The sequence below is a fragment of the [Clostridium] innocuum genome (genome assembly GCA_012317185.1).
Classification (GTDB): Bacteria; Bacillota_I; Bacilli_A; order Erysipelotrichales; family Erysipelotrichaceae; genus Clostridium_AQ; species Clostridium_AQ innocuum.
Genome location: CP048838.1, coordinates 4137483 through 4160435, shown reverse-complemented (window position 1 = coordinate 4160435; position 22953 = coordinate 4137483). Strand labels below are relative to the sequence as shown.

Sequence of the window (22953 nt, the reverse complement as noted above, 5' to 3'; positions counted from 1 at the left end):
AATGGTAGTAAATAAGTAGTAAATTGATGTATTTGTTCCCTTGAAAATGCTGATAGATACTGTGTTTTAGCGGATAATCAGATTTTTATTGTGTTTTTAACAGATAAAAACATATAATACATTACAAAGCACATGTCTTATGAATGAAAAATATTTCCCTATATATGTAATTTTTATACATAAATGAAAAACTGTTTAAAAATAAGAAACATATTACAAAAACATGATAGTATTTTCAAAAAGTTCACAATTTTTTGATTGATTTTCACTCGTAAACTGTCTATAATGATGTTATGCAATAGATCAAGCATAGAAAGGTATAGGTTTTGAAGCAATGCGAGGAAAAGTAAAAATGTTTAACCAGGAAAAGGGATACGGATTCATCACTTTAGAGGATGGAAAAGATGTATTCTTCCACTATTCACAATTGATGATGGAAGGTTTCAAAACAATTGATGCTGATGCAGAAGTTGAATTTGATTTAGTTGAAACTGACCGTGGACTGCAGGCTCACAACATCGTTAAAGCGTAAAAAAACAGAATAACCGTGATTCCAATGTATAATGGCTGTCACGGTTATTTTTTTATGATAAAAATAGGGAGATGACAGCCACCGGAGATATACGTTCAACATACTCTGAAATGACCATGAAAATTTGTGATGGTTATGAAAAGAGGTGAGAATCATGTTATATGATGAGAATGAATATTATGACAGCTGTGATTGCTGTTGTGATTGTTGCTGTGAGGGCCCACGTGGTCCCAGAGGATTTCGTGGTGCTACAGGAAGTATCGGTCCAACAGGGCCAACCGGTATCGGAATCACCGGTCCTACGGGAGCCACAGGAGTAACCGGAAGTACCGGAGCAACGGGCCCAGCGGGTATCGGACCAACCGGCCCGACCGGGGCAACGGGAAATACAGGAAGCACAGGACCAACCGGCCCTGAAGGAAGTGGTGCTGACTGCTTGTGTGTTCAGCAGATGATCAATATATTGTTGCAGATCATTCAGCTCTATCCAAACGATACTATCATTGTTGCAATGGAAAGTGGTAACAATGCCAGTGGCCGTGCCGGTTCCCTGCTGCCGTCACCTGATTATGGACTGCTGCAGCTCACCAATGCACAGGGCGTACCTCAAGAGGCCGTGTCGATCTGCCGCATTGCATCTGTGCGAATTACGAGCGCAGTATATAATGAAGCTATTACGTATCTTCCTGCACCTGTACCTGCTCCAACCGGATGCAGTGCTGCCTGCGAAAATGCTGTACGCTCCTACCTTCCAGTCGGAACCTCGGGTGTTGACATTAACGCCGGCGGTCAGACGGTGGGACAGGGAACTGTGATAAGAAATGAATTCACAATGGTGGTACTGGTAGGCCCAAACAACAGCGATCCGACATTTGTATCAGCATGTAAGGCAGAAATCATTACGAAATAAAAGGAATAGGAAGGGGACAGAAATCCTGGCTTGTTTGGGAATGTCCTCTTTTTTCTATCCTGGTTTTTATTCAAACAGAATCCTTTCCAGAGTTGAAATTGATACGTAAAATTATTGAGGAGGCTTACGTAAACGAAAACGCAGACAGGTTGTTCACACAAATGTTATGGAAAAAAAGAAACAAAATGTAAATTCTTCTGAAATTGTCTGTATCCGGTGTTATTGAAACACACTTTGTGTTACAATAGATAAGGCTATATGAAGTTTTGGAACAGGCGATATAAACTTATAAAGAAGGTATGGAGGGTCTTGAATGGCTAATTTTATCGAACGTTTATTAAACGGTGAAAAAAAGACATTGCATAATCTGGAAAAGACTGCAGAACAGGTCATGGCACTGGCAAATGACATGGAAGCGTTAAGTGATGATGCATTGAGAGAAAAAACACAGGAGTACAAACATAGATATGAGGAAGGGGAAAACCTTGACAGTCTGCTGGTAGAAGCCTTTGCGACATCTCGTGAAGCTGCACGCCGTACGATTGGCGAGTACCCGTACAAGGTTCAGATCATGGGTGCGGTTGCTATGCACCAGGGCGATATTGCAGAGATGAAAACCGGTGAAGGTAAGACTTTGACCTCCACCATGTGCGTTTACCTGAATGCCTTAAGCGGCAAGGGGGTACACGTTGTTACTGTCAACGACTATCTGGCAGGACGTGATGCGGAATGGATGGGACAGATTTATCGATTCCTGGGCTTGACGGTAGGCGTAAATTCCCGCCCGCTGACACCATCTCAGAAGCGTGATGCATTTAACTGTGATATTACATATACCACAAACTCCGAGCTGGGATTTGATTATCTGCGCGACAATATGGTTACCGATGTGAAGGACCGCGTGCTGCGCGGGTTGCATGTCGCAATCGTCGATGAGGTCGATTCCATTCTGGTCGATGAATCCAGAACGCCGCTGATCATTTCCGGTGGTGCGAAAAAAACAGCAAACCTGTACCTGCAGGCGGATGCATTCGCAAAACGTCTGAAGGGGGATGATTTTGAAATTGATGAAAAAACCCGTCAGATCATGCTGAGTGAAAAGGGTGTAAGTGTCGCAGAGCGTTACTTCAAAATCAAGAATCTGTATGATGTGGATCACACCCAGCTGGTACATCATATAACACAGGCTTTAAAGGCGAACTATATCATGAAAAATGAGGTTGAGTACGTCGTACAGGATGATGAGATCGTCATTGTCGATCAGTTTACCGGACGTACGATGCCGGGCCGTGCATATTCCGATGGATTGCATCAGGCAATTGAGGCCAAAGAAGGTGTATCCATTAAGGAAGAGACTAGTACCCTTGCAACTATCACCTATCAGAACTTCTTCCGTCTGTACGATAAGCTTGCCGGTATGACCGGTACCGCAAAAACCGAGGAAGAGGAATTCCTGGATATCTATAATATGCGTGTTATTGAAATTCCTACAAACAGACCGGTACAGCGTATCGACTATCCGGATGCAATTTTTGCGAACCCGAGACTGAAGTTTGCGGCTCTGGTGAAAGAGGTTAAGGAGCTGTATGAAAAGGGGCAGCCGGTACTGGTTGGTACGATTTCCGTTGAAACCAGTGAGCTGGTGCATGAGCTGCTGCGCAAAGAGCGGATTCCTCACGAAGTGCTGAATGCGAAGAACCATGCGCGGGAAGCAGAAATTATCGCCAAGGCAGGTCGCCCGAAATCCGTAACGATCGCAACCAATATGGCAGGGCGTGGTACCGATATCAAGCTTACCGATGAGTCCAGAGCTCTTGGCGGACTGGTCGTTCTTGGAAGTGAGCGTCATGAGTCCAGACGTATTGACAACCAGCTGCGTGGACGAAGCGGACGTCAGGGGGATCCGGGATACTCCCGCTTCTATGTTTCCTTAAAGGATGAGCTGATGATTCGTTTCGGCGGCGATAAATTTGAAAAGCTGTTTGAATCCATGGGAGATGCACAGATTGAATCCAAGATGGTAACAAAATCGATTTCTCAGGCACAGAAACGTGTCGAGGGCTATAACTATGATGTTCGTAAGCAGCTGCTGGATTATGATGATGTATTGCGTAAGCAGCGTGAAATCATGTATGAGCAGCGTAATTTCGTTCTGGAAAATGAGGATGTTCACGGCATCGTTCGTGATATGATAGACCGCGTCATTGACAGTGTGGTGGATGCGAATGTGGATCATACCCGCCATGATGAAAGCGTGGATTATGCAGGTGTTCTGCAGGGACTGGAGCTGCTCGGACTGGAAGAAAAGGATAATCTGAAGCTGGAGGAAATCCAGGGTAAGGAAAAGAATGATGTAACAACATACTGTGCAGAGAAAATCTTCACACTATACGATGATAAAATCAAGGATATCCGTGATGAATTTAAGCAGTTTGAAAAAACCATCGTACTGCGGAATATGGACCGCAACTGGATTGAGCATATTGATATGATGGATAAGCTGAGAAACGGTATTCACCTGCGCTCTTATGCGCAGAACAATCCTTTACAGGCATATATCCAGGAAGGATATGAAATGTTTGAGGAAATGCAGGCACGTATTGCACGTGAGGTTGTATTCTTTGCTTTAAAGGTACAGGTAGAAAGAAAAGTGGAAAACTAATATGGAACTATACGAAATTAAACAGGGGGTGAACACTCATCAGGCAAAGCTTGCGCAGCTTGGTGAGTCACTTTGACTTAGCTGAAAAAAAACATAAGATTCAGGAGCTGACGAGCATGACGCTGCAGGATGATTTCTGGAATGATCCGCAGCATGCGCAAACACTGATTCGTCAGCTGAACGGTATCAAGGACATCGTGGAAAGCTACGAAAAGCTGAACAGTGCGCTGGTAGGTCTGGAAGAAACACATGATCTTTTGAAGGAAGATTATGATGATGAAATTTTCGAGCTGTTTGAAGCAGAGTATTTGGAGATGGAAAAGAACTTTGATGATTTTGAAATCAAGATTCTTCTGTCCCATGAATATGATCATTCCAGTGCAATCCTGGAGCTGCATCCGGGAGCCGGTGGAACAGAATCCTGTGACTGGGCGGATATGCTGTATCGCATGTATTCACGCTGGGCTGAGAAAAAAGGCTTCAAGGTCAGCGTGCTGGACTATCTTCCCGGAGATGAGGCAGGGATCAAATCCGTGACCTTCCTTGTGGAGGGTGATATGGCGTATGGGTATCTGAAGGCGGAAAAGGGCGTTCACCGTCTGGTGCGCATATCGCCGTTTGATTCCGGCGGGAGAAGGCATACATCCTTTGCTTCTCTGGATGTTATGCCGCAGTTTAACAACGAAATCGAAATCGAAATCAAACCGGAGGATCTGATTGTGGAGACCAAGCGTGCCAGTGGAGCCGGCGGTCAGCATATCAACAAAACAGATTCCGCAGTCCGCATGGTGCATAAGCCGACCGGATTGGTGGCCACCTGTCAGAATGGCCGAAGCCAGCATGAAAACCGGGAAGAGGCGCTGCGTGTCTTGAAAAGTCGTCTGTATCAGAAGATGATTGAGGAGCAGGAAGCCCGACTGGCGGAAATCAAGGGTGAGCAGAAAGCCAATGAGTGGGGTTCACAAATACGTTCCTATGTATTCCATCCGTATTCCATGGTGAAGGATCATAGGACCAGCTGTGAAACCAGTGATGTGCAGGGAGTTATGGATGGCGATCTGGATGCGTTTATCTTCGCATATTTAAAAACACAGATTTGATTATTATGAGTAATGTCAAGAAAAGGGGAGCCTCCCCTTTTTATCATTTAATGTGGAGATTACAGAATATGTAAAAATAAAGGAATTGAGATGTTTGTGTGATTATTACGATTTCCTTAAGAATATATGTGAAGGCTTTAAAATATCGTATTTTTAACACATAGTTAATTAAATAATGTTAGTGATTTATAAAAAAATGTGGAAATTAGCTACAGGGATGTTATACTTATATAGAAAAAGAAAGGGGTACTGAATTTGAGAAAACTTTTAGTCACATTGCTGGCAGCCGGTCTTTGCCTGACAGGTGTCCATGCACAAGAAACAGAGAATACAGATGGTACTGTAACCAATACAGATACAAATGAAATTAAGACAGTTACAGCAGATACATATCAGCAGATTGGTGAGATGGAAGGAGCTGAAAATGCTGCCATGGGAGACGGTACGCCACAGCAGCCACAAACGCAGTATAGAAGCAGATCAGCAAATGCCCGCTTGATTGCACCTGTCTGGGGAATGAACGGAACAACGAAAACCTTTACATATACAAAGAATGGACAAAGCGTTGTTGTTGAAAATCCAAAGCAGGTAGTCGATGTCTCTGAGCATGATGGTAAAATAAACTGGGAAAAATTGAAAAGTGAGGGAATTGACGGCGCAATTCTTAGAATCGGATGGGGTGTCGGATACACAGATGAATATTTTGATTATAATATAAGAGAATGTAAACGTCTGGGAATTCCTTATGGTTTATATCTATACAGCTATGCATATGATGCTAACTTTGCCTATGCGGAAGCGGATAGTACAATTGAACGTCTGCAGGGATATGATTTAACTGATATGTCTTATCCGATTTATTATGATATAGAGGCGTTCAAGGCATATAATCATGATGGAGCAACACGTGTTCCGCCAAAGGATGTTAAGACGTATGAAAGTATTATCAAAACATTCGTTGATAAAATGAACAGTGCAGGTTATAGTGGAAAAGTGCACGTTTACAGCTATCGCAGTTATTGCCAGAAGCAGCTAAACTCTGCCTATATTTTAGGACTTACTTCATGGATTGCAGAATATGGAAGCTATCTGGCGTTTGATAATCCGTACTATACGGGAGACAGTGGATGGCAGTATACATCGGAAGCTGATTTTGAAGGAATTACTCCAGAAAATGTGGATGTTAGTATGTTTACAAATACCCTGCTGAGTCTGCAGACACAAAGTCCTGCAAATCTGACAGCTACGGTAGAGGGAACAAATATCAAGCTGACTTGGGATAAGGTTCTTTACAATACGAGATACCGTGTATATTATCAGACAACAGACGATGGTGAATGGAATTATCTGACATCTCAAACCGGGACTTCCTATACCTTTAAAACGGGAACCTCCGGGGCATCCTACCGCTTCGTTGTCAGAACAGCAAACCTTATAAATGGCGAGTATAAATTTAGCCAAGCAAGCTTCAGTAACCGTCTGACTTATCCGCAAAAAAAGGCGCAGGGGTTCTATAATCTGTCCAGAAGAGTCCGTGTATTCTCGTCACCGAATGCTGCAAATTACAATCGCTATGATCCATTCAAGAAAAAATGGATGGGCAGCATGAAAAATTACAATAACAAACCACTGCTTTTAACAAGAGAATATGTGAATGAAGAAGGTACCTCTTACTGGTCTGCCTATTATAATGGGAAATGGATTGGTTATATAAATTCCTACGCATTGAAAAACAGTGTGAAAAAGGATACGTATTTTGGATGGGGAGAAAATAATGCTCGAGTCTTTAATACACCGAATCCACAGAAATACTGGCTTTATAACGCACCAGCAGATAAATGGGTGAAGCGAATGACTGGTTATCGTAATCAGAAATTTACAATCAAACGTTCTCTTGCCAGAGCAGATGGAAGCTTGTATTATTCCTGCTATATCGGAGATAAGTGGATTGGCTATATCAATAGCTGGGGATTCCAGAATCAATAGAGAGTGATAAGGTATTTGCATAGGTATGTATATAATGTACAGGCTGATGCAGATGCCTTTTTTATTGCCCCGCATTTAATCAAGTAAAACATGTTGTGCTTTCAGAACAGTAAAAAGCTTTGCAATCACGGACCTGCATTCGTGATGACAAAGCTTTTTTATAACGCCATCTTCAGTATATCCACAAAAATTTGTTTATTCAACGCCACATAATGTCCAACGCAGTCTTTACCATTATTGGTAGCCCGATTAGCCATCTCCTCAAAATGTGCATCATCGATTCCCATCTCATGCAAGGTGGTTTTCAGATGCAGCGACCGGAAAAATTCCTCCAGCCTGTCCGCAAGGATATAGGCCATATCTTCTTTTGTGTAAACAAATGGATCGACACCAAAAATTCTGCTAGCGAGCTGCGCCAGCTTATCCGGATGATGCGCAGCCATGTAGCGGGCCCATGCGATGGTTACAACAGCCATACCTTCTCCATGCGTAATCCCATACTGTGCACTCAGCTCGTGTTCAATACGGTGCGCTCCCCAGTCACTCTCTCTGCCGATATCCAGCAAATTATTGTGCGCGATAAAGGCGAGGCACTGTACCTCAGAACGCGCATGAATGTCATCCGGCTTCTTCATCAAACGGCGGGCATTCACCATGAGTGCCTGCATTGTACCCTCCAGCATATAATCTGTCGTATCAACATGCTCCGTATTGGTGAAATAGCGCTCCAGCATATGAGAGAGAATATCTGCAATTCCCGCCGATGTCTGATAGGCCGGAAGCGTTCTGGTATACTCCGGATTCATGATGGCGAATTTCGGGATGATGCAATCGTACTCAATGCCGCATTTGTGCAGCCCATTGGAAATGATGGAACAATTGGAGCACTCGGAGCCGCTCGCAGGTATGGTGGTGATAACACCAACCGGTACAGCCGTTTCAGGAACAGCAGCATATTCGAAGAAGTCCCATACATCATGCTCATAGGGTATTCCTGCTGCCACTGCTTTTGCTGTATCGATCGAGCTGCCTCCACCCACGGCAAGGACGAAATCAATCTTTTTTTCTTTTCCCAGTGTGATCAGCTCACGTACAAGCTCGATTTTCGGATTCGGAACAACACCGCCCTCTTCATAGAAGGCGATGCCACTTTGAACACAAGCCTTACGAACAGCATCCCAGATTCCTAGCTCTTTGATAAAATCTCCGCTGTAAACCAGCAAAAGATTTGAAACATGAAATTCCCTGAACAGATCAGGAAGCTGATCCAGTGCATGATCGCCAAACAGAATCCGTACAGGGTTGTGATACGTAAAATTTCTCATGATGTCCTCCTATCGTATTTACGAATAAATAATTTCGATAGATGACTTTCTGCAATACTCCTCCCATGTCTCACTGAGCGGCTGATCCGTTATCAACAGGTCAACTCCGGCAAGGTCATAAAACAGGACGTCCGATATGGAATCAAACTTTGTATGATCGACAATCAGGACTTTATAGTGGGAATTTTCCAGCATATGCTTGCGCACCTCTGCCTCATTCAGGTTGTTGTCAGAGAGTCCATGCTGCAGATGCAGTGCCGGACAGGAGATAAAGGTGATATCCGCAAAATTCTGCTTCAGCGTATCTGTCGTCCGATACCCGGTAAAGGATGCAGTTGCCCGATGAAGCTGTCCACCCAGACAAATCAGATTCACATTGGATGACTGGGAATTAAACAAAGAACTGATACGCAGCGAATTGGTGATCAATGTAATACATTTTCCGGATGAGATGATTGCCTCCGCAAGCTTCAGACATGTCGTGCTGGAATCCAGCATAATGACAGAATGATCCTTGATGATATCCACCGCCTTGTCCGCCATCTGTTCCTTTTCGCTGGCGAAGAATGATTCACGTAATTCAATCGGCACACCCTTGTCGTATTTATCCGGCAGATAGGCACCACCATGAATTTTGTTGAGCTTTCCGGCCGCTTCCATTTCCTTGATATCCCGGCGTATTGTCTCTTCTGAGCAATCCAGTACCTTGCTGAGCTCGGAAACAAGTACACTGCCCTTTTCGTGCAGCTCCTTTTCAATAAACAACTGCCGTTCTAGCTTTAACATACGTCTTCCCTCTTTCTTATCGTAATATTTCTATGAATATTATATAAGTTTATTTGGAAATGGTCAATCATCCTCCTTCAAAATCCCATATAATCAAACAGAAAGTCACATCGACATCTATAATATAACAATATCCAACATGAAAAGCAAGGATAAACACAAATAAAACAACAAAAAGTAACACAAAACTGTTGACGTGTGACTGAATATGTTGTATTTTCGTTGTAGGGGGTTTCATTTCGGTCAGAAAACAATATTTGAGAAGGGAGGGAAGCACAGGACAGCTACCGAGGGTGAAGCTACTTAAAGAATCATGTGATACTTGAGGAGGTACTATGAAAAATGAAAAGAAAGGCAGTTTTCTTGGATTGCTGCCGCTGATTGTATTCCTTGTTGCGTACATGGGTACGGGACTTGGAACAGGAAGCTTTGACAACATGCCGCTGATGACGGGAATCGCCATCGCATCCGGAGTCGCATTACTGTTAAACAAAAGAGATAAGAAAACACCATTCGAGGAAAAAATTGCATTGTACTGTAAAGGAGGAGGAGAAGAAACTCTGATTCTGATGGTTCTGATTTTCCTGCTTGCCGGTGCTTTTGGCGGAGTCGCAAAGGGAATGGGAGCCGTTGACTCTATCGTAAACATGGGACTTACCATTCTGCCCGGAAATCTGATTCTGCCCGGAATCTTCCTGATTGGATGTCTGTTGAGCTTCTCCATGGGAACATCCATGGGAACCGTTGCCGCACTCATGCCGATTGCAGTTGATATATCCAATAAAACGGGCATCAATGTCTGTCTGTTAGCCGGAGCTGTTGTCGGCGGTGCAATGTTTGGAGATAATCTTTCCTTTATTTCCGATACGACCATTGCCGCAACACGAACGCAGGAGGTATCCATGAAGGATAAATTCAAAGCGAATATACTGATGGTTCTGCCTGCTGTTGTCATCAATGTGATTCTGCTCGCTATCCAGTCTGGAGGCGATGTGAGTCTTGGAAATATCGGTTCCTTCAGCTTTGTGAATATCATACCGTATATTTTGGTCATCGCCTTGTCCCTGGTCGGCTTGAATGTTGTGGTCGTGATGATCATCGGTATTTTATCCGGAGTGGTCATCGGATGCTTCAATGGCGGGTTTACCCTGATACAGTCGCTTACGATTATTCATGACGGTGCAATCGGTATGGAGGATATGGCTTTGATCGCCGTTATGGTCGGCGGTATGGTAGAGCTGATGAAGCACTTTGGCGGTATGGATTTCCTGATGAATCAGCTGACAAAAGGGGCAAAATCATCCAGAGGCGGCGAGCTGTCCATTGCGGCTCTGGTAAGTCTTCTGGACATTGCGACTACCAACAATACAATATCGATTATCGCAGCCGGTCCGATTGCCAGAGATATTGCGGATAATTTCCATATTTCAAGATCGCGTGTCGCAAGTATCCTGGATCTGTTTTCCTCCGCATTTAATGGTCTGTTGCCATATGCCGGACAGCTGCTGGTAGCCGGAGGTCTGGCGAATGTATCGCCAACCGCTATCATGGGCTATAACTGGTATTCCATGCTGATGATTGTCTTCGGAATCGTCTTTATCATCATCGGATTTCCGAAATTCAAGGATATCAGAACGAAAAAAGAACAGGTTGAAAAGGAAGCATAGAAGAATATAAGGTGGAAATGTATATGAATAACTATGAGCATCACATGTTGCTGGATGTGGAGGAAGTAAAATGCTATGTCACCTCCAAGCTGCAATACTTTCAAAAGGATGAAGTTCTGCAGGCAGAGGAAATTGGTGATGGAAACATCAATTATGTTTTCCGTGTATGGAATCCGGATAGTGGAAAATCCATCATCATAAAGCAGGCAGATAAATTTCTGCGCTCTTCCGGAAGAGCGCTGGATGTATATCGTAATAAGATTGAAGCGGAAATTCTCAAACTGGAGGGTATGCTGGCAGAGGGCTTTGTTCCAAAGGTTTATGCCTATGATGAAACAATGTGCGTGCTGGCAATGGAGGATATTTCGGCCTATAAAAATATGAGGAAAGAGCTGATGGAAGGTCGATTCTTTCCCCACTTTGCAGAAAATATCGCAGAATTTCTGGCAAGGACACTTCTGCCTACAACAGATTTGGTGCTGGATCGGGCAGTGAAGAAAGATAATGTCAGGCTCTTCCTGAATAAGGAGCTGTGTGATATTACAGAAGATCTTGTGCTTACAGAGCCATATGATAATTACAAGAATCGTAATATCGTATTACCGGAAAATGAGGAGTTTGTGAAAGAGTTTCTATATGAGAATGAGCAGCTGAAAGCCGATGTTGCCCAGCTTAGAGATAGCTTTATGAACCATGCGCAGGCACTGGTGCATGGAGATCTGCATTCCGGCTCCATCTTCATCAATGAGCAGGGAATAAAAATTATCGATCCAGAATTTGCGTTTTACGGACCAATGGGATATGACATCGGAAATGTGATTGGCAATCTCTTCTTCGCCTGGGCAAGAATACAGTTTATAGAACCCCGGCATACAGAATTTCTCACCTGGTGTTCACATACGGTGGCAGATACGATTGATCTGACCATGGAAAAGCTGTCAAAGGTTTATGAACAATGCGTGGAATGTCCGCTGTATCGTACCAAGGAATTTAAGCAGCACTATCTCAGAGATGTAATGAGTGATTCCCTTGGCTATGCAGGGACGGAAATTATTCGCAGGGTTGTGGGGGATTCCAAGGTTATGGAGGTCACCTCAATCAAAGAGACAGACAAGCGTGTAGCCTTTGAGCGTGCATTGCTGAAAATGGGAATCTGGCTGATACGGAATCGAAAGGTGATTCATGAGGGAAAGGAAGTAAGTGAACAATTTAACATGATTTGTTCGTAGGGCTAATGAACCTTGAGGGATTGTGTGTAGTGCTTTGGCATATACACTAGAACAGCACATACACACGCTCTCTGCATGTAGGCATGGTACTTGCTTTATGAAGTAAGGGGCTTTGTGCGGTACGCTGATGAAATTGGTACATGCTATGCGCTATAAAGGGTTAATTATAATAAGGAAGGAAGCTGATACAATGGAAAGACAGGACAAGGGGCTTGCATATCTGCTGCAATATGAGCATGTGGCATGGTTTGAAAACGGTATGGTCCGTATACTGGATCGGAGAATTTATCCGAGTGTTATCCGCTACGTGGAATGTAAGGATTATCGGGAGGTTGTTCAGGCGATACGGGACATGGTGACGCAAAGTGCCGGACCGTATACCGCAGCCGGTATGGGAATGGCCCTGGCAGCATGGCAGATACGAAATGCAGACCAGAAGGAGCAGAAGGAATTTCTGAAGACTGCAGCTGAGGATATCGCTACAGCCAGAATTACGACTGCAAACCGCTACCGTGTCATAACAAGCGGATGCCTGCAGGCAGCCTATGCGGCAATCGATCGGGGCGAGAATGCGGTAGAGGCGATCATACAAAGAACACTGGAATCATTAAATCGCAGATATGCGACAATGGAAAAGGTAGCGGAATATCTGGTTGATCAGATCCCGGAGAAAGGGCGTGTACTGACACAGTGCTTTGGAGAAACGATTGTAGGCATGATGTGTCGTGTTGCACAGCGCAGAAACAGACAGGTGGAGTTTTATCATGCGGAAACAAGACCCTACCTGCAGGGTGCGCGGCTGACCTCCAGTGTATGTCATGAAATGGGCTTCTCCTCAACGGTGATTACTGATAATATGGTTGCCTATGCAATGGAAAACAAGGGGATATCATTATTTACCTCTGCCGCAGATACAATCGCCGGGGATGGACATATCGCAAATAAGGTCGGAACCATGCAGATTGCAATTCTGGCAAAATACTTCCATATTCCGTATTTTGTGACAGGTATACCGGATGCAGATAAGCGCAGTAAGGCGGATATCATTATCGAGGAGCGCGATCCGCAGCAGGTACTCTGCTATCGCGGTATCAACAATACCCTGCCCGGTGTTCAGGCGATTTATCCATCCTTTGATATTACTCCACCCTATCTGATTGATGGTGTCATAACAGATAAGGGGGTATATAGTGCATATGATGTCGCAGCTTATTTTGAGGAAGATGTATCACAGTTTTATTGATAAGGAGGTCGGTTTATGAAGGTTTACGTACGTGCTCCCATGTCTGAAATCAGACTGCGGGAGCTGCAGGAGCTGTTTGAAGAGGTCGTATATGATCCATGGAATAAAACAGGAGAGCGCTTTTATGAAAAAGAGATGCTGGAGGCGCTGAAAACGGTGCAGCCGGATATTCTGATTACAGAGCTGGATCGCATCACGGAAGCTGTAGTATCCAACTATAAAGGATTAAAGGTAATTGGTGACTGCCGTGCAAATCCAGCAAATATTGATGTAGAGGCATGCAGTGCTCATGGAATACCGGTTTTGTGTACTCCGGCCCGGAATGCGACGGCTGTAGCGGAAATGCTGGTGGGAATGCTGATTGCCTATATGCGCAAGCTGCTTCCTGCAACTGCATGGGTCAGGGACGGACAATGGATAGAAGGAACAACACCGTATTATACATGGATGGGAAATGAGCTGCATGGCAAGCATGTTGGCTTCGTCGGTTTTGGTGCCGTGGGAAAAGCGGCTGCACACCTGCTGGACGCATTCGGGTGCAGCATCAGCTATTACGATCCGTATGTCAGTGATACGCCATATACAAAATGTGAGCTGCAGGAGCTGTTTACCGCATGTGATGTCATTTCCATTCATCTGCCGGTGCTTCCTGCTACAGAGAAGCTGATTTCAAGAGATTTGCTGTATACGATGAAACCGGATGCTGTTTTTGTGAATACCGCAAGAAGTGCTGTCGTAGATATGGAAGCATTGCAGGATATGGCAAGAGAGAAACGCATTAAGGGGATTCTTCTGGATGTGCTAAATAGCGAACCGCCATTACCGGATGACTTGAAAATCATAGAAAATGACAATGTCCTTTTAACACCGCATATCTGTGGAGCCACCTATGAAGTTACAGACCATCAGTCGGATATCATCACAGAGCGTTTAAAGGCCTGGAAAAAGCAGGAGCAGCTGGAGCGTATCGTATACAATTATCACTCCCTGAAGATGCCGTTATGAAGCATTATATGATCGTGGATATAGGAACCGGTAATTCAAGAGTTGCTCTGGTTCGTGAGGATGGCGCATTAATTTGCGTGAAAACCTTTGAAAATATCTATTATATTGATGAGGCATATGAGGATGCGCAGTATTTTGATCCTTCGTTTTGGAAGCGCAACATCTTAGGACTTTGTCGGGAAATCATTCATATGTATCCAAATATCACGATCGATGCCATATCCTCCTCCGGTGCCAGAGAAAGTATTGTCCTCATCAACCGAAAACAGGAAGACTTCTATGGACTTCCCAATATTGATAACCGGGGAAGAGCGTGGATGGCAGAGATACAGAAGGATGGGATCTATAAGAAAACGGGGCGCTGGGTTACGGAGGATTTTCCTGCTGCTAAGCTTATGGGCCTATCAAAGCGCAGAAAAGAAATTTTCGATCAGGTACAAACCTTTACAAGCCTGAGCGAGTGGATTGGCTATGTTTTATGTGGAAAGCTTGCCATCGAACCTTCGCAGGCGTGTGAAACACAGCTATATGACATCGGTACACAGCAATGGAGTGAAGAACTGATAAAGCGTTTCAAGCTGGAGCAGCTTACCATGCCGCCCCTGCTGAATGCAGGCTCTCTTCTGGGTTTTATGAGAGAGGATATCAAGGAGCAGCTTGGAATCGCCTATGACATTCCCTTTCTTATAGGGGGGGCAGATACGCAGGTGGCAGTGCTTGGAGCCGGTATGCAGGAAGGGGATATTGCTGTTGTATCAGGAACAACGTCTCCTGTGGTGACGCTGAGAACAGAACGATACTGTGATCCGCAGGAGCGCTGCTGGACGGATTCCTGGTTAAAGGGCAGCATGTATCAGATGGAAACAAACCCCGGTGTTACGGGATTGAACTATCAGCGCATTCGAAATCTGCTCTTTGACGGTGTAAGCTATGAGGATCTGGAGGCAGCATTGAAGGAAGTAAACAGCATAAAATGCACCGCATCCTTTTCCTCTCTGGATTTTGAACATGCCTGCGGCTATAAAAACGGCGGCTTCTTCATGCGCCCGCCATTTCGCGCCGATTTGCATCGAATAGATCTTGCATGGGCCCTGGTGGGGGATATCGCCTGTTCTATTTTTTATCAGTATCGACAGCTGCTGCAGATGCTGCCGATACAGCATGATAAAATTCTGGGCTGCGGCGGCGGTTTTCAATCGGAAATGCTGTGTCAGCATCTCAGTGATCTGACGCAGAAGGCTCTGGTACTGCCGGATAATTTCCATCAGGCATCTATTATGGGCTGTGTAGCTGTATGCAATTCTTATTGGAATATTCATACAGACACAAATGAGCGAGCGTACAAAATCTATAAACCGCAAAAGGGATCGCTCATACAGGAGTATTATGAAATATGGAAAACAAATCGAGATAGAGTGAATACGACGGTATAAGGAGGAAAACGAAGTATGTTAATGGAAAAAGAACGACAGGAAATTGTAGATTACGGGAAGAAAATGAGCTCTGCCGGTTTGTCGAAAGGAACATCAGGCAATATCAGCGCCTATGATCCTGTGTGTGGCTATATGGCGATTTCACCATCCGGATTGGATTATTTTGAAACCGCTGCTGAGGATATCGTCATTCTGGATTTGGATGGAAACCTTATAGAGGGAAGCCGGAAGCCATCCAGTGAACATGCGCTGCATGCGACTATTTATAAGCTTCATCCGGATGCGCGAGGTGTGGTGCATGCACACTCAACCTACTGTACAACCTTTGCATGTCTGAAGCAGCCGATTGAAGCTGTGCATTATCTTCTTGCAGGAGCTCAGACATTTCGTGTTCCCTGTGCCGATTATGCAACCTATGGCACAGAGGAGCTGGCGGAAAAGGTGAGTGAGGCAACGAGGGAAGGTCTGGCGATGCTGCTGGCAAATCATGGCATGGTGGCCTATGGACCATCTTTATCGAAAGCCTTCAACGTAGCGGAAAACGTAGAGTGGGTTGCGGAAATTCAATGGCGTACCATGTGTGTCGGAAAACCGGCGGTCCTGAGTAAAGAAGAAATTGATGTCGTGATCGAAAGCTTCAAGACATATGGGCAGGTGGAAGAAGGAACGACAGGCAAGGGCGGATATTAAATCAAATATCGAAAGCATTTAAAATGCGTACGGGTAAGCGCAGTTTTGCAGGAACAAAAGAGGTTGATTTCATTATTTTAGAATGATGAAATTGATCTCTTTTTGCTGTGGAAATGCCACCTTAAAGCGTGCAGGGGTTGACGCCGGCAGGATATATCTATGAGGCAATAAATTCTGAAAGGAATCTCTGGCGGCTTGTACAAAGAAGGATAATAGAAAATGCATTCCTGTTTCAGAAACGTGAAAACAATCCGTGAATTTTCTTGCGATTTCATTTTTTACATATGTTATAATTTCGGGTAGCGAACATACGAAAAGCTCGCAACAGGAATATAAGCGGATAATGCTACAGATACTGTATGGGAGTAGTCGTCTATCATATATAGGAAAGCAGGAAAGCGAGGCATGGGATATGCAGAATCATGATAAAAAGGATCAGATTATCGAAATTATCAGCATCATTATGGGAAATCTCATCATAGCGGCAGGGGTTACCTTCTTCATTCTTCCACTGGACATTCTTTCCGGAGGTGTTGCGGGAATCGCTGTTGCGCTGCAGCCGATTTTTAATCTTTCTCCGCGTCTGGTCATCAATGGACTGACCATCGGACTGTATTTACTGGGAGCGGTGCTGCTGGGGAAACGCTTTGCGTTAAAAACCATTGTTTCCACAATCGTATACCCGCTCTTTATCTCTGTGCTTGGTATGCTTTGGCCCGATGTTCAGGTTACCGGCAATCCACTCCTGGCATCCATTTATGCAGGGGTATGTACAGGGATCGGAATAGGACTGGTTTACCGTGTCGGTGGCAGTACCGGAGGTATGGACATTCCACCGCTGATCATCAACAAATATACGAAGATTGCACTGCCGACGCTGGTGATGTGCATCGACGGGGCTACGGTTCTTTTAGGTGCGAGTGTATATGGTGTGGAGGCTGCCATGATCGGACTTGTTTCCGTTTGGGTATGCGGACAGCTGATAGACAAGGTGATTACCATGGGCTCTCATGAGGCCAAAAACGTCATGATCATATCGGATAAATTCGAAGAGATGATGCAGGTGATCTATCAGAATATCAACCGCGGAGCAACGATTCTGCATGCCGAGGGCGGCTACACCCGAACCAGCAAGCCGGTTATCATGATGGTGGTTGTGAAAAAACAGTTCTCTGAACTGAATCATATCATTGCAGAGGTAGACCCGGAAGCATTCGTCATTGTCAGTGATGTGAATGAGGTGCAGGGAGAAGGCTTCACCTATCAGGAACAGCTCTAGCATCAAACGGTTCTGCCTGTTTCCGCAATCAAAATATCTGTTTAAACGAGGAGTTCCCGTCGCTAATGTGATGGCAGGAATTCTTTTTTTTATTTGCTTTATCAGGAACACAGCACGAAATGCAAAGCTTTCAGATAATACGATATACATCAGCTTTGTGCAGGAAAAAACTTGCATCCGGATGAAGAAACCATTGTAAACTTCGCATAGCTGACAGGTAATGTTTTCTATCTATCATAACTTTTGTGTCTGCATTTTGAAATTGTAAGAATTTTACATACGACAGGCACTGTCAACGGTGTCGATTTATGTTATAATGTTAGCCAAAGGAGTGATGAAATGATCCTCTTAAAAAATGTATCCAAATCATATAGGAATGGGGTTCACGCACTGCGTGATATCAATCTTGAAATAGAGGAAGGCGAATTTGTTTATATCATCGGTCCGACAGGATGTGGAAAATCCACCCTGATCAAGCTGCTGGACGGAGAAGAGCTTCCGGATCAGGGAGAGGTGTATGTAGCGGAAACCAACGTGGGGAAGCTGCGTCACTCCCGCGTACCCTTCTACCGCCGCAATATCGGTGTGGTGTTTCAGGATTTCCGGCTGCTTCCGAAGATGACAGTCTTCGAAAATATTGCATTTGCACTGGAGGTGCTGGCACTGGATAAGGTAACCATACGACGGCGTGTACGTGAAATTCTGGAGCTGGTATCACTGCAGGATAAGGCAAAATCCTTCCCGGATCAGTTATCCGGAGGACAGCAGCAGCGCGCTACCATCGCCCGGGCAATTGCCAATCATCCCAAGGTGCTGATTGCGGATGAGCCGACAGGAAACCTTGATCCTGAGAAATCGATGGAAATCATCGAGCTGCTGGATAAAATCAACAAGGTGGAGGAGACGACCATTGTAATGGTTACACATGACTCCACACTTGTTAATACATACAAAAAACGCACGATAGCGCTGGAGGACGGTTTTATCGTTGCGGATATCGCGAAAGGCGGATATATACATCATGATTAGTTTTATACAAAGTCTTCCCAAGCATTTCATGACGGCGCTCCGCAATCTGGGCCGTCATATGGCGATGACATTGTCCAGTGCCTCTGCGGTGGCAGTAACGCTGACACTGATGACTCTGTTTCTCGTGCTTGCGGCCAACATGAACAGCTTTGCGGATCATGTGGAAACAAATCTGAAAATTCATGCATCCATTGATTCCCTGCAGCAGCGGGATGAAATTGAACACATGGAAAAGCTGATTAAGGGAATCTCCGGTGTTAAAGCAGTGGAATTCTCCAGCAAAGAGGATGAGCTGAACATCCTGATTGAGGAAAGCGGTTCGGTGTTTGAACGCTATAAGGAACGCAACCCGATGCCGAATGTATTCATCGTGGAGGTGGAGAAGGCAACCGATATTCCTCAGATTACAAAGACATTAAACAATATGGAAGGTATTGAAAAGGCTCAGTACGGCGGAGAGAGCATTCAGGATATGATCGACACCTTTGAAGCAATACGCTACGGAGGTGCCGCCTTTATACTGGCACTGGGTGTACTTGCAATATTCCTGATTACCAATACAATCAAAATGACAATCTATACAAGACAGACAGAAATTTCCATTATGCGGAATGTAGGGGCAGGTAACTGGTATATCAAAACACCGTTCATGTTCGAAGGGATGCTGATTGGAATCATCGGTGCATTGATTCCTGTGATTCTGACGATATTCGGTTATGGCTTTCTCTATGATTTCTTTGGCGGACAATTCATGAGCAGCATGTTCGTTATGCAGAAGCCATATCCCTTCACCTTGCAGATTGCAGGGGTGCTATTCCTGAGTGGAGCTGTTGTGGGCATTATTGGCAGCTTTCTGGCAGCAACGAAATATTTGAGGTGGCGTCGATGAAAATGAAGAAACTTATGATTACAGGCTGTGTAGCGGCAATGCTGTTTCTGGTACCGTCACAGAAAAACAGCTGGCTGTATGCGGCAGATTTTGAAGGAAATGAAGAAGCATGGCTGAACAAATGCAGTGTTGCTCAGGAAAGTGAAGCGGCAGCGCAGCAGTGTGCGGCCTTTAAGGAATACTATGCGGGGCTGAGCAGCTCTCTGGAGGGAGAGGTATCCTCTCTGGATAAGAAAATATCCGCAATCAAAAACAATATTGAGGAAATAACCTCCGTTATGAAGCAGCTGCAATCCGTGATTGATAAACTGGATAAGAATATCGAAATCAATAAAGCCAATATTCGTACCATTGAAGGTCAGATTTCCAAGCTGAATGTGGAAATCAAAAAGAAGCAGAAGGATATCGATCAGCGGAATAAGATCATCACCGATCGCATGCTTGATGAACAGGCGGTGATCGGCACCAATATGGATGTGGAGGTCATTATGGGCTCCAAGGATCTTGTTGATATGATTCGTAAGGTGGATGGTCTGCAGAGAATCACAGACAGTGATCAGGTGGAAATTAAAAAGCTGCAGGAGGATAAAGCTGAGTTGGATCATCAGAAAAGCGAGAAAAACCGGCTGAAGGCCGATGTGGAAGCGAAAAAAGCGGAGAACGAGAAAAATAAGAAAGAAACAGAAAAGGTACAGAAGCAGAAAAAGAAGCTTCTGGAGGAATACCGTAAGCAGGAAGCTGAATTGAATGAGAAAATGCGTTCGGTGCAGGTGGATATTGCAAGCATTCAGAACAATATGATCAATATCAATACCTCTGTCGCAGGAAAGCTGGATTTCAGTGGAAATGGTGCGCTTATGATGCCGGTTCGCGGAGGCAGCGTGTCTGCCGGTACCTGGTATTATCCGGGCGGCGGTGTTCATCTCGGGCTCGATATGGCTGCTCCCATCGGCACACAGATCGTGGCGCCGGCAGATGGAATTATTCTGTATGCCAATAATTCGGTAGCGACGAACGGCGGTTATCTGGGCAACTGGAGCGGTTATCCGGTAGGCGGTGGTAACAGTATCCATATGCTGACACAGGCCGGTGGAACCACGTATGCCATCAGCTTCTTCCATATGTCACAGGAAGGCTTTGCAGTATCTGCCGGAACGCAGGTGAAAAAGGGACAGCTGCTGGGACTGACCGGAAACAGCGGGAATACCTCCGGACCGCACTGTCATATTGAGGTCGTCAATCTGGGAAAAATGAGTATATCCTCTGCAATCTCACAATTCCGTTCCTCTGCTGACTTTGCATGGGGCTGCGGCTGGGGTAATGGAGCATTAAGCAGAACCTGTGGCGTAAGCGGTGCCCCTTGTCGTGAAAAACCGGAAAATATCTTCGGGTAAGCTTACCTATAGGGAACGCTGCCCGTTTCAAGCGTAATTATGAAAAGTCAGGAGTGATGTTATGATCGTAATGGAAAACGTATCGAAGGAATATAAGAATGGTGTACATGCTCTGCGGGATATCAATCTTGCCATTGATGATGGAGAATTTGTATATATTATCGGACCGACCGGATCTGGAAAGTCTACACTGATCAAGCTGCTGGATGGGGAAGAAATTCCCAACAGTGGTACGGTTATGGTGGAAAATATCAATGTGGGAAAGCTGAAGCATTCCCGTGTGCCGGTCTACCGCAGAAATATCGGGGTCGTATTTCAGGATTACCGTCTGCTTCCCAGACTTACAATCTTTGAAAACATAGCATTCGCTCTTGAAGTGATCGGTATGAAAAAGGTGGATATCCGCCGCCGTGTGCGGGAGGTGCTGGAGCTGGTATCGCTCGAAGATAAGGCGAAGTCCTTTCCGAATGAGCTTTCCGGAGGACAGCAGCAAAGGGCGACAATCGGCCGTGCAATTGCCAATCATCCCAAGGTGCTGATAGCGGATGAGCCGACAGGAAATCTTGATCCGGATAAATCTGCGGAAATCATGGAGTTGCTGGAGAAAATCAACGAGGTTGAAAAAACAACGGTTGTCATGGTTACCCATGATTCAACGATCGTAGACCGCTTTAAGAAACGCACCATCTGTCTGGAGGAGGGCTATGTGGTTGCGGATATCATGAAGGGGGGCTACCTGAAGCATGATTAGATTTTTCAAGGCGTTCCCGAAATTCATAAAGACGGCCTTTTTGAGTATCTTTCGTCACATCGCCATGTCCTTATCGGCATCCAGTGCAGTTACCATCACACTGATTCTGTTTTCCGCATTTCTGATGATTGCAGGAAATGTATCTCTGTTTACCAATTCCATCGAGGATGATCTGCAGATTCATGTGGTTTTAAAGGCGGATGTAAAAACACAGAAGAAAATTGATGAGGCAAAAGACGGTCTGGAAAAAATTAGCGGTGTACGCAGGGTGACCTTTTCCGATAAGGATAATGAGCTGGAGCTGATGATTAAGGAAAAGGGGAAGGAATTTGAAATGTACCGCGGTAAGGATAACCCGCTGTGCAATGCCTTCTTTGTGTCCGTGAAGGATGCCAATCAGATCAAAGCCATCAATGCACAGATTGAACAGCTGCCCTTTGTGAAGCAGTCTGTTTACGGAGGAAACAGTGTATCCAAAATGATTTCCGTATTGAATACCATTCGCTCCGGAGGACTCGTCTTTGTCGGATTGCTGACACTGCTGGCACTCTTCCTGATATCCAATTCCATTAAGCTGACAATCTATGCGAGAAATGCCGAAATATCCATCATGCGAAACGTCGGTGCGGCAAACTGGTACATAAAAGTTCCATTTATGATTGAAGGAATGCTCATAGGTTTAATGGGCGCTGTACTGCCGTGTATCTTTACCTATTTCGGCTATCAGTATTTCTTTGACATGCTGAACGGTCAGATTATAACCAGTCTGTTTACACTACAGCCGATTATGCCGTTTACACTTCAGATTTGCGGTATTCTGCTATTGGGCGGTATGCTGGTCGGACTTGTGGGAAGCTTTTTCTCAACTACGAAGTATCTGCGCTGGAAGCGCTGATATGGACACCGGCACACAATGAAAGTGCCGCTTTATCAGAATAATCGTAAAAAAGGACTGCCGGGTGTGCATTCCGTGATTACACAGAGCTTTCCAAAGGGAGCGTTCTATGTAAATCCGGGAAGGATGTACTGCTCAGGCAGTCCTT

19 protein-coding genes are annotated in these 22953 nt (G+C 44.9%); 17 read left to right on the top strand and 2 right to left on the bottom strand.

What is annotated here, in order from left to right; all coding sequences use genetic code 11:
- Nucleotides 1-334: 334 nt before the first annotated feature.
- The 5 genes from G4D54_20415 (at nt 335) to G4D54_20395 (ending at nt 7190) form a co-directional block, all read left to right on the top strand.
- Complete coding sequence (locus tag G4D54_20415) at nt 335-532, top strand: cold shock domain-containing protein (GenBank protein ID QJA04629.1); 198 nt, start codon at nt 335-337, stop codon at nt 530-532.
- A gap of 154 nt (nt 533-686) precedes the next feature.
- Entirely contained in the window at nt 687-1442 is a 756-nt protein-coding gene (locus tag G4D54_20410) for a collagen-like protein (GenBank protein ID QJA04628.1), read from the top strand.
- Nucleotides 1443-1755: 313 nt separating this feature from the next.
- The gene (secA, locus tag G4D54_20405; protein ID QJA04627.1) at nt 1756-4104 is read left to right on the top strand and encodes a preprotein translocase subunit SecA; all 2349 of its coding nucleotides are present in this window, start codon (nt 1756-1758) and stop codon (nt 4102-4104) included.
- A 38-nt stretch (nt 4105-4142) separates the two neighbouring features.
- Nucleotides 4143-5204, top strand: coding sequence for a peptide chain release factor 2 (locus G4D54_20400; GenBank protein ID QJA05247.1), 1062 nt, complete (start codon nt 4143-4145; stop codon nt 5202-5204).
- A gap of 255 nt (nt 5205-5459) precedes the next feature.
- The gene (locus tag G4D54_20395) at nt 5460-7190 is read left to right on the top strand and encodes a 1,4-beta-N-acetylmuramidase (GenBank protein QJA04626.1); all 1731 of its coding nucleotides are present in this window, start codon (nt 5460-5462) and stop codon (nt 7188-7190) included.
- A gap of 158 nt (nt 7191-7348) precedes the next feature.
- Here the strand turns inward: G4D54_20395 and G4D54_20390 are convergent, their stop codons facing one another.
- Nucleotides 7349-8515 (bottom strand): iron-containing alcohol dehydrogenase, encoded by a 1167-nt coding sequence (locus tag G4D54_20390; GenBank protein QJA04625.1) that lies wholly within the window; start codon nt 8513-8515, stop codon nt 7349-7351.
- A gap of 18 nt (nt 8516-8533) precedes the next feature.
- The gene (locus G4D54_20385; GenBank protein QJA04624.1) at nt 8534-9301 is read right to left on the bottom strand and encodes a DeoR/GlpR transcriptional regulator; all 768 of its coding nucleotides are present in this window, start codon (nt 9299-9301) and stop codon (nt 8534-8536) included.
- 335 nt (nt 9302-9636) lie between these two features.
- On the opposite strand from G4D54_20385, the gene G4D54_20380 reads away from it, so the two are divergent.
- The 12 genes from G4D54_20380 (at nt 9637) to G4D54_20325 (ending at nt 22805) form a co-directional block, all read left to right on the top strand.
- Complete coding sequence (locus G4D54_20380) at nt 9637-10968, top strand: Na+/H+ antiporter NhaC family protein (protein ID QJA04623.1); 1332 nt, start codon at nt 9637-9639, stop codon at nt 10966-10968.
- A gap of 23 nt (nt 10969-10991) precedes the next feature.
- On the top strand, nt 10992-12197 hold the full coding sequence (locus G4D54_20375; protein QJA04622.1) for an S-methyl-5-thioribose kinase: 1206 nt from the start codon (nt 10992-10994) through the stop codon (nt 12195-12197).
- 190 nt (nt 12198-12387) lie between these two features.
- Nucleotides 12388-13440 (top strand): S-methyl-5-thioribose-1-phosphate isomerase, encoded by a 1053-nt coding sequence (locus G4D54_20370; GenBank protein ID QJA04621.1) that lies wholly within the window; start codon nt 12388-12390, stop codon nt 13438-13440.
- Nucleotides 13441-13455: 15 nt separating this feature from the next.
- Nucleotides 13456-14445, top strand: coding sequence for a 2-hydroxyacid dehydrogenase (locus G4D54_20365; GenBank protein QJA04620.1), 990 nt, complete (start codon nt 13456-13458; stop codon nt 14443-14445).
- The gene (locus tag G4D54_20360) at nt 14442-15878 is read left to right on the top strand and encodes a carbohydrate kinase (GenBank protein ID QJA04619.1); all 1437 of its coding nucleotides are present in this window, start codon (nt 14442-14444) and stop codon (nt 15876-15878) included. The genes G4D54_20365 and G4D54_20360 overlap by 4 nt, the downstream gene beginning before the upstream one ends.
- A 15-nt stretch (nt 15879-15893) precedes the next feature.
- Nucleotides 15894-16568, top strand: coding sequence for an L-fuculose-phosphate aldolase (locus tag G4D54_20355; protein QJA04618.1), 675 nt, complete (start codon nt 15894-15896; stop codon nt 16566-16568).
- 412 nt (nt 16569-16980) lie between these two features.
- A complete protein-coding gene (locus tag G4D54_20350; GenBank protein ID QJA04617.1) occupies nt 16981-17847 on the top strand; it encodes a YitT family protein in 867 nt (288 codons plus the stop codon).
- A gap of 339 nt (nt 17848-18186) precedes the next feature.
- A complete protein-coding gene (ftsE, locus tag G4D54_20345) occupies nt 18187-18876 on the top strand; it encodes a cell division ATP-binding protein FtsE (protein QJA04616.1) in 690 nt (229 codons plus the stop codon).
- On the top strand, nt 18869-19765 hold the full coding sequence (locus G4D54_20340) for an ABC transporter permease (GenBank protein QJA04615.1): 897 nt from the start codon (nt 18869-18871) through the stop codon (nt 19763-19765). Before ftsE (G4D54_20345) ends, G4D54_20340 begins: the two co-directional genes overlap by 8 nt.
- A complete protein-coding gene (locus G4D54_20335) occupies nt 19762-21159 on the top strand; it encodes a peptidoglycan DD-metalloendopeptidase family protein (GenBank protein ID QJA04614.1) in 1398 nt (465 codons plus the stop codon). Before G4D54_20340 ends, G4D54_20335 begins: the two co-directional genes overlap by 4 nt.
- Nucleotides 21160-21220: 61 nt before the next feature.
- The gene (ftsE, locus tag G4D54_20330) at nt 21221-21910 is read left to right on the top strand and encodes a cell division ATP-binding protein FtsE (GenBank protein ID QJA04613.1); all 690 of its coding nucleotides are present in this window, start codon (nt 21221-21223) and stop codon (nt 21908-21910) included.
- Nucleotides 21903-22805, top strand: a complete 903-nt coding sequence (locus tag G4D54_20325) for an ABC transporter permease (protein ID QJA04612.1) — start codon at nt 21903-21905, stop codon at nt 22803-22805. The genes ftsE (G4D54_20330) and G4D54_20325 overlap by 8 nt, the downstream gene beginning before the upstream one ends.
- Nucleotides 22806-22953: the final 148 nt, after the last annotated feature.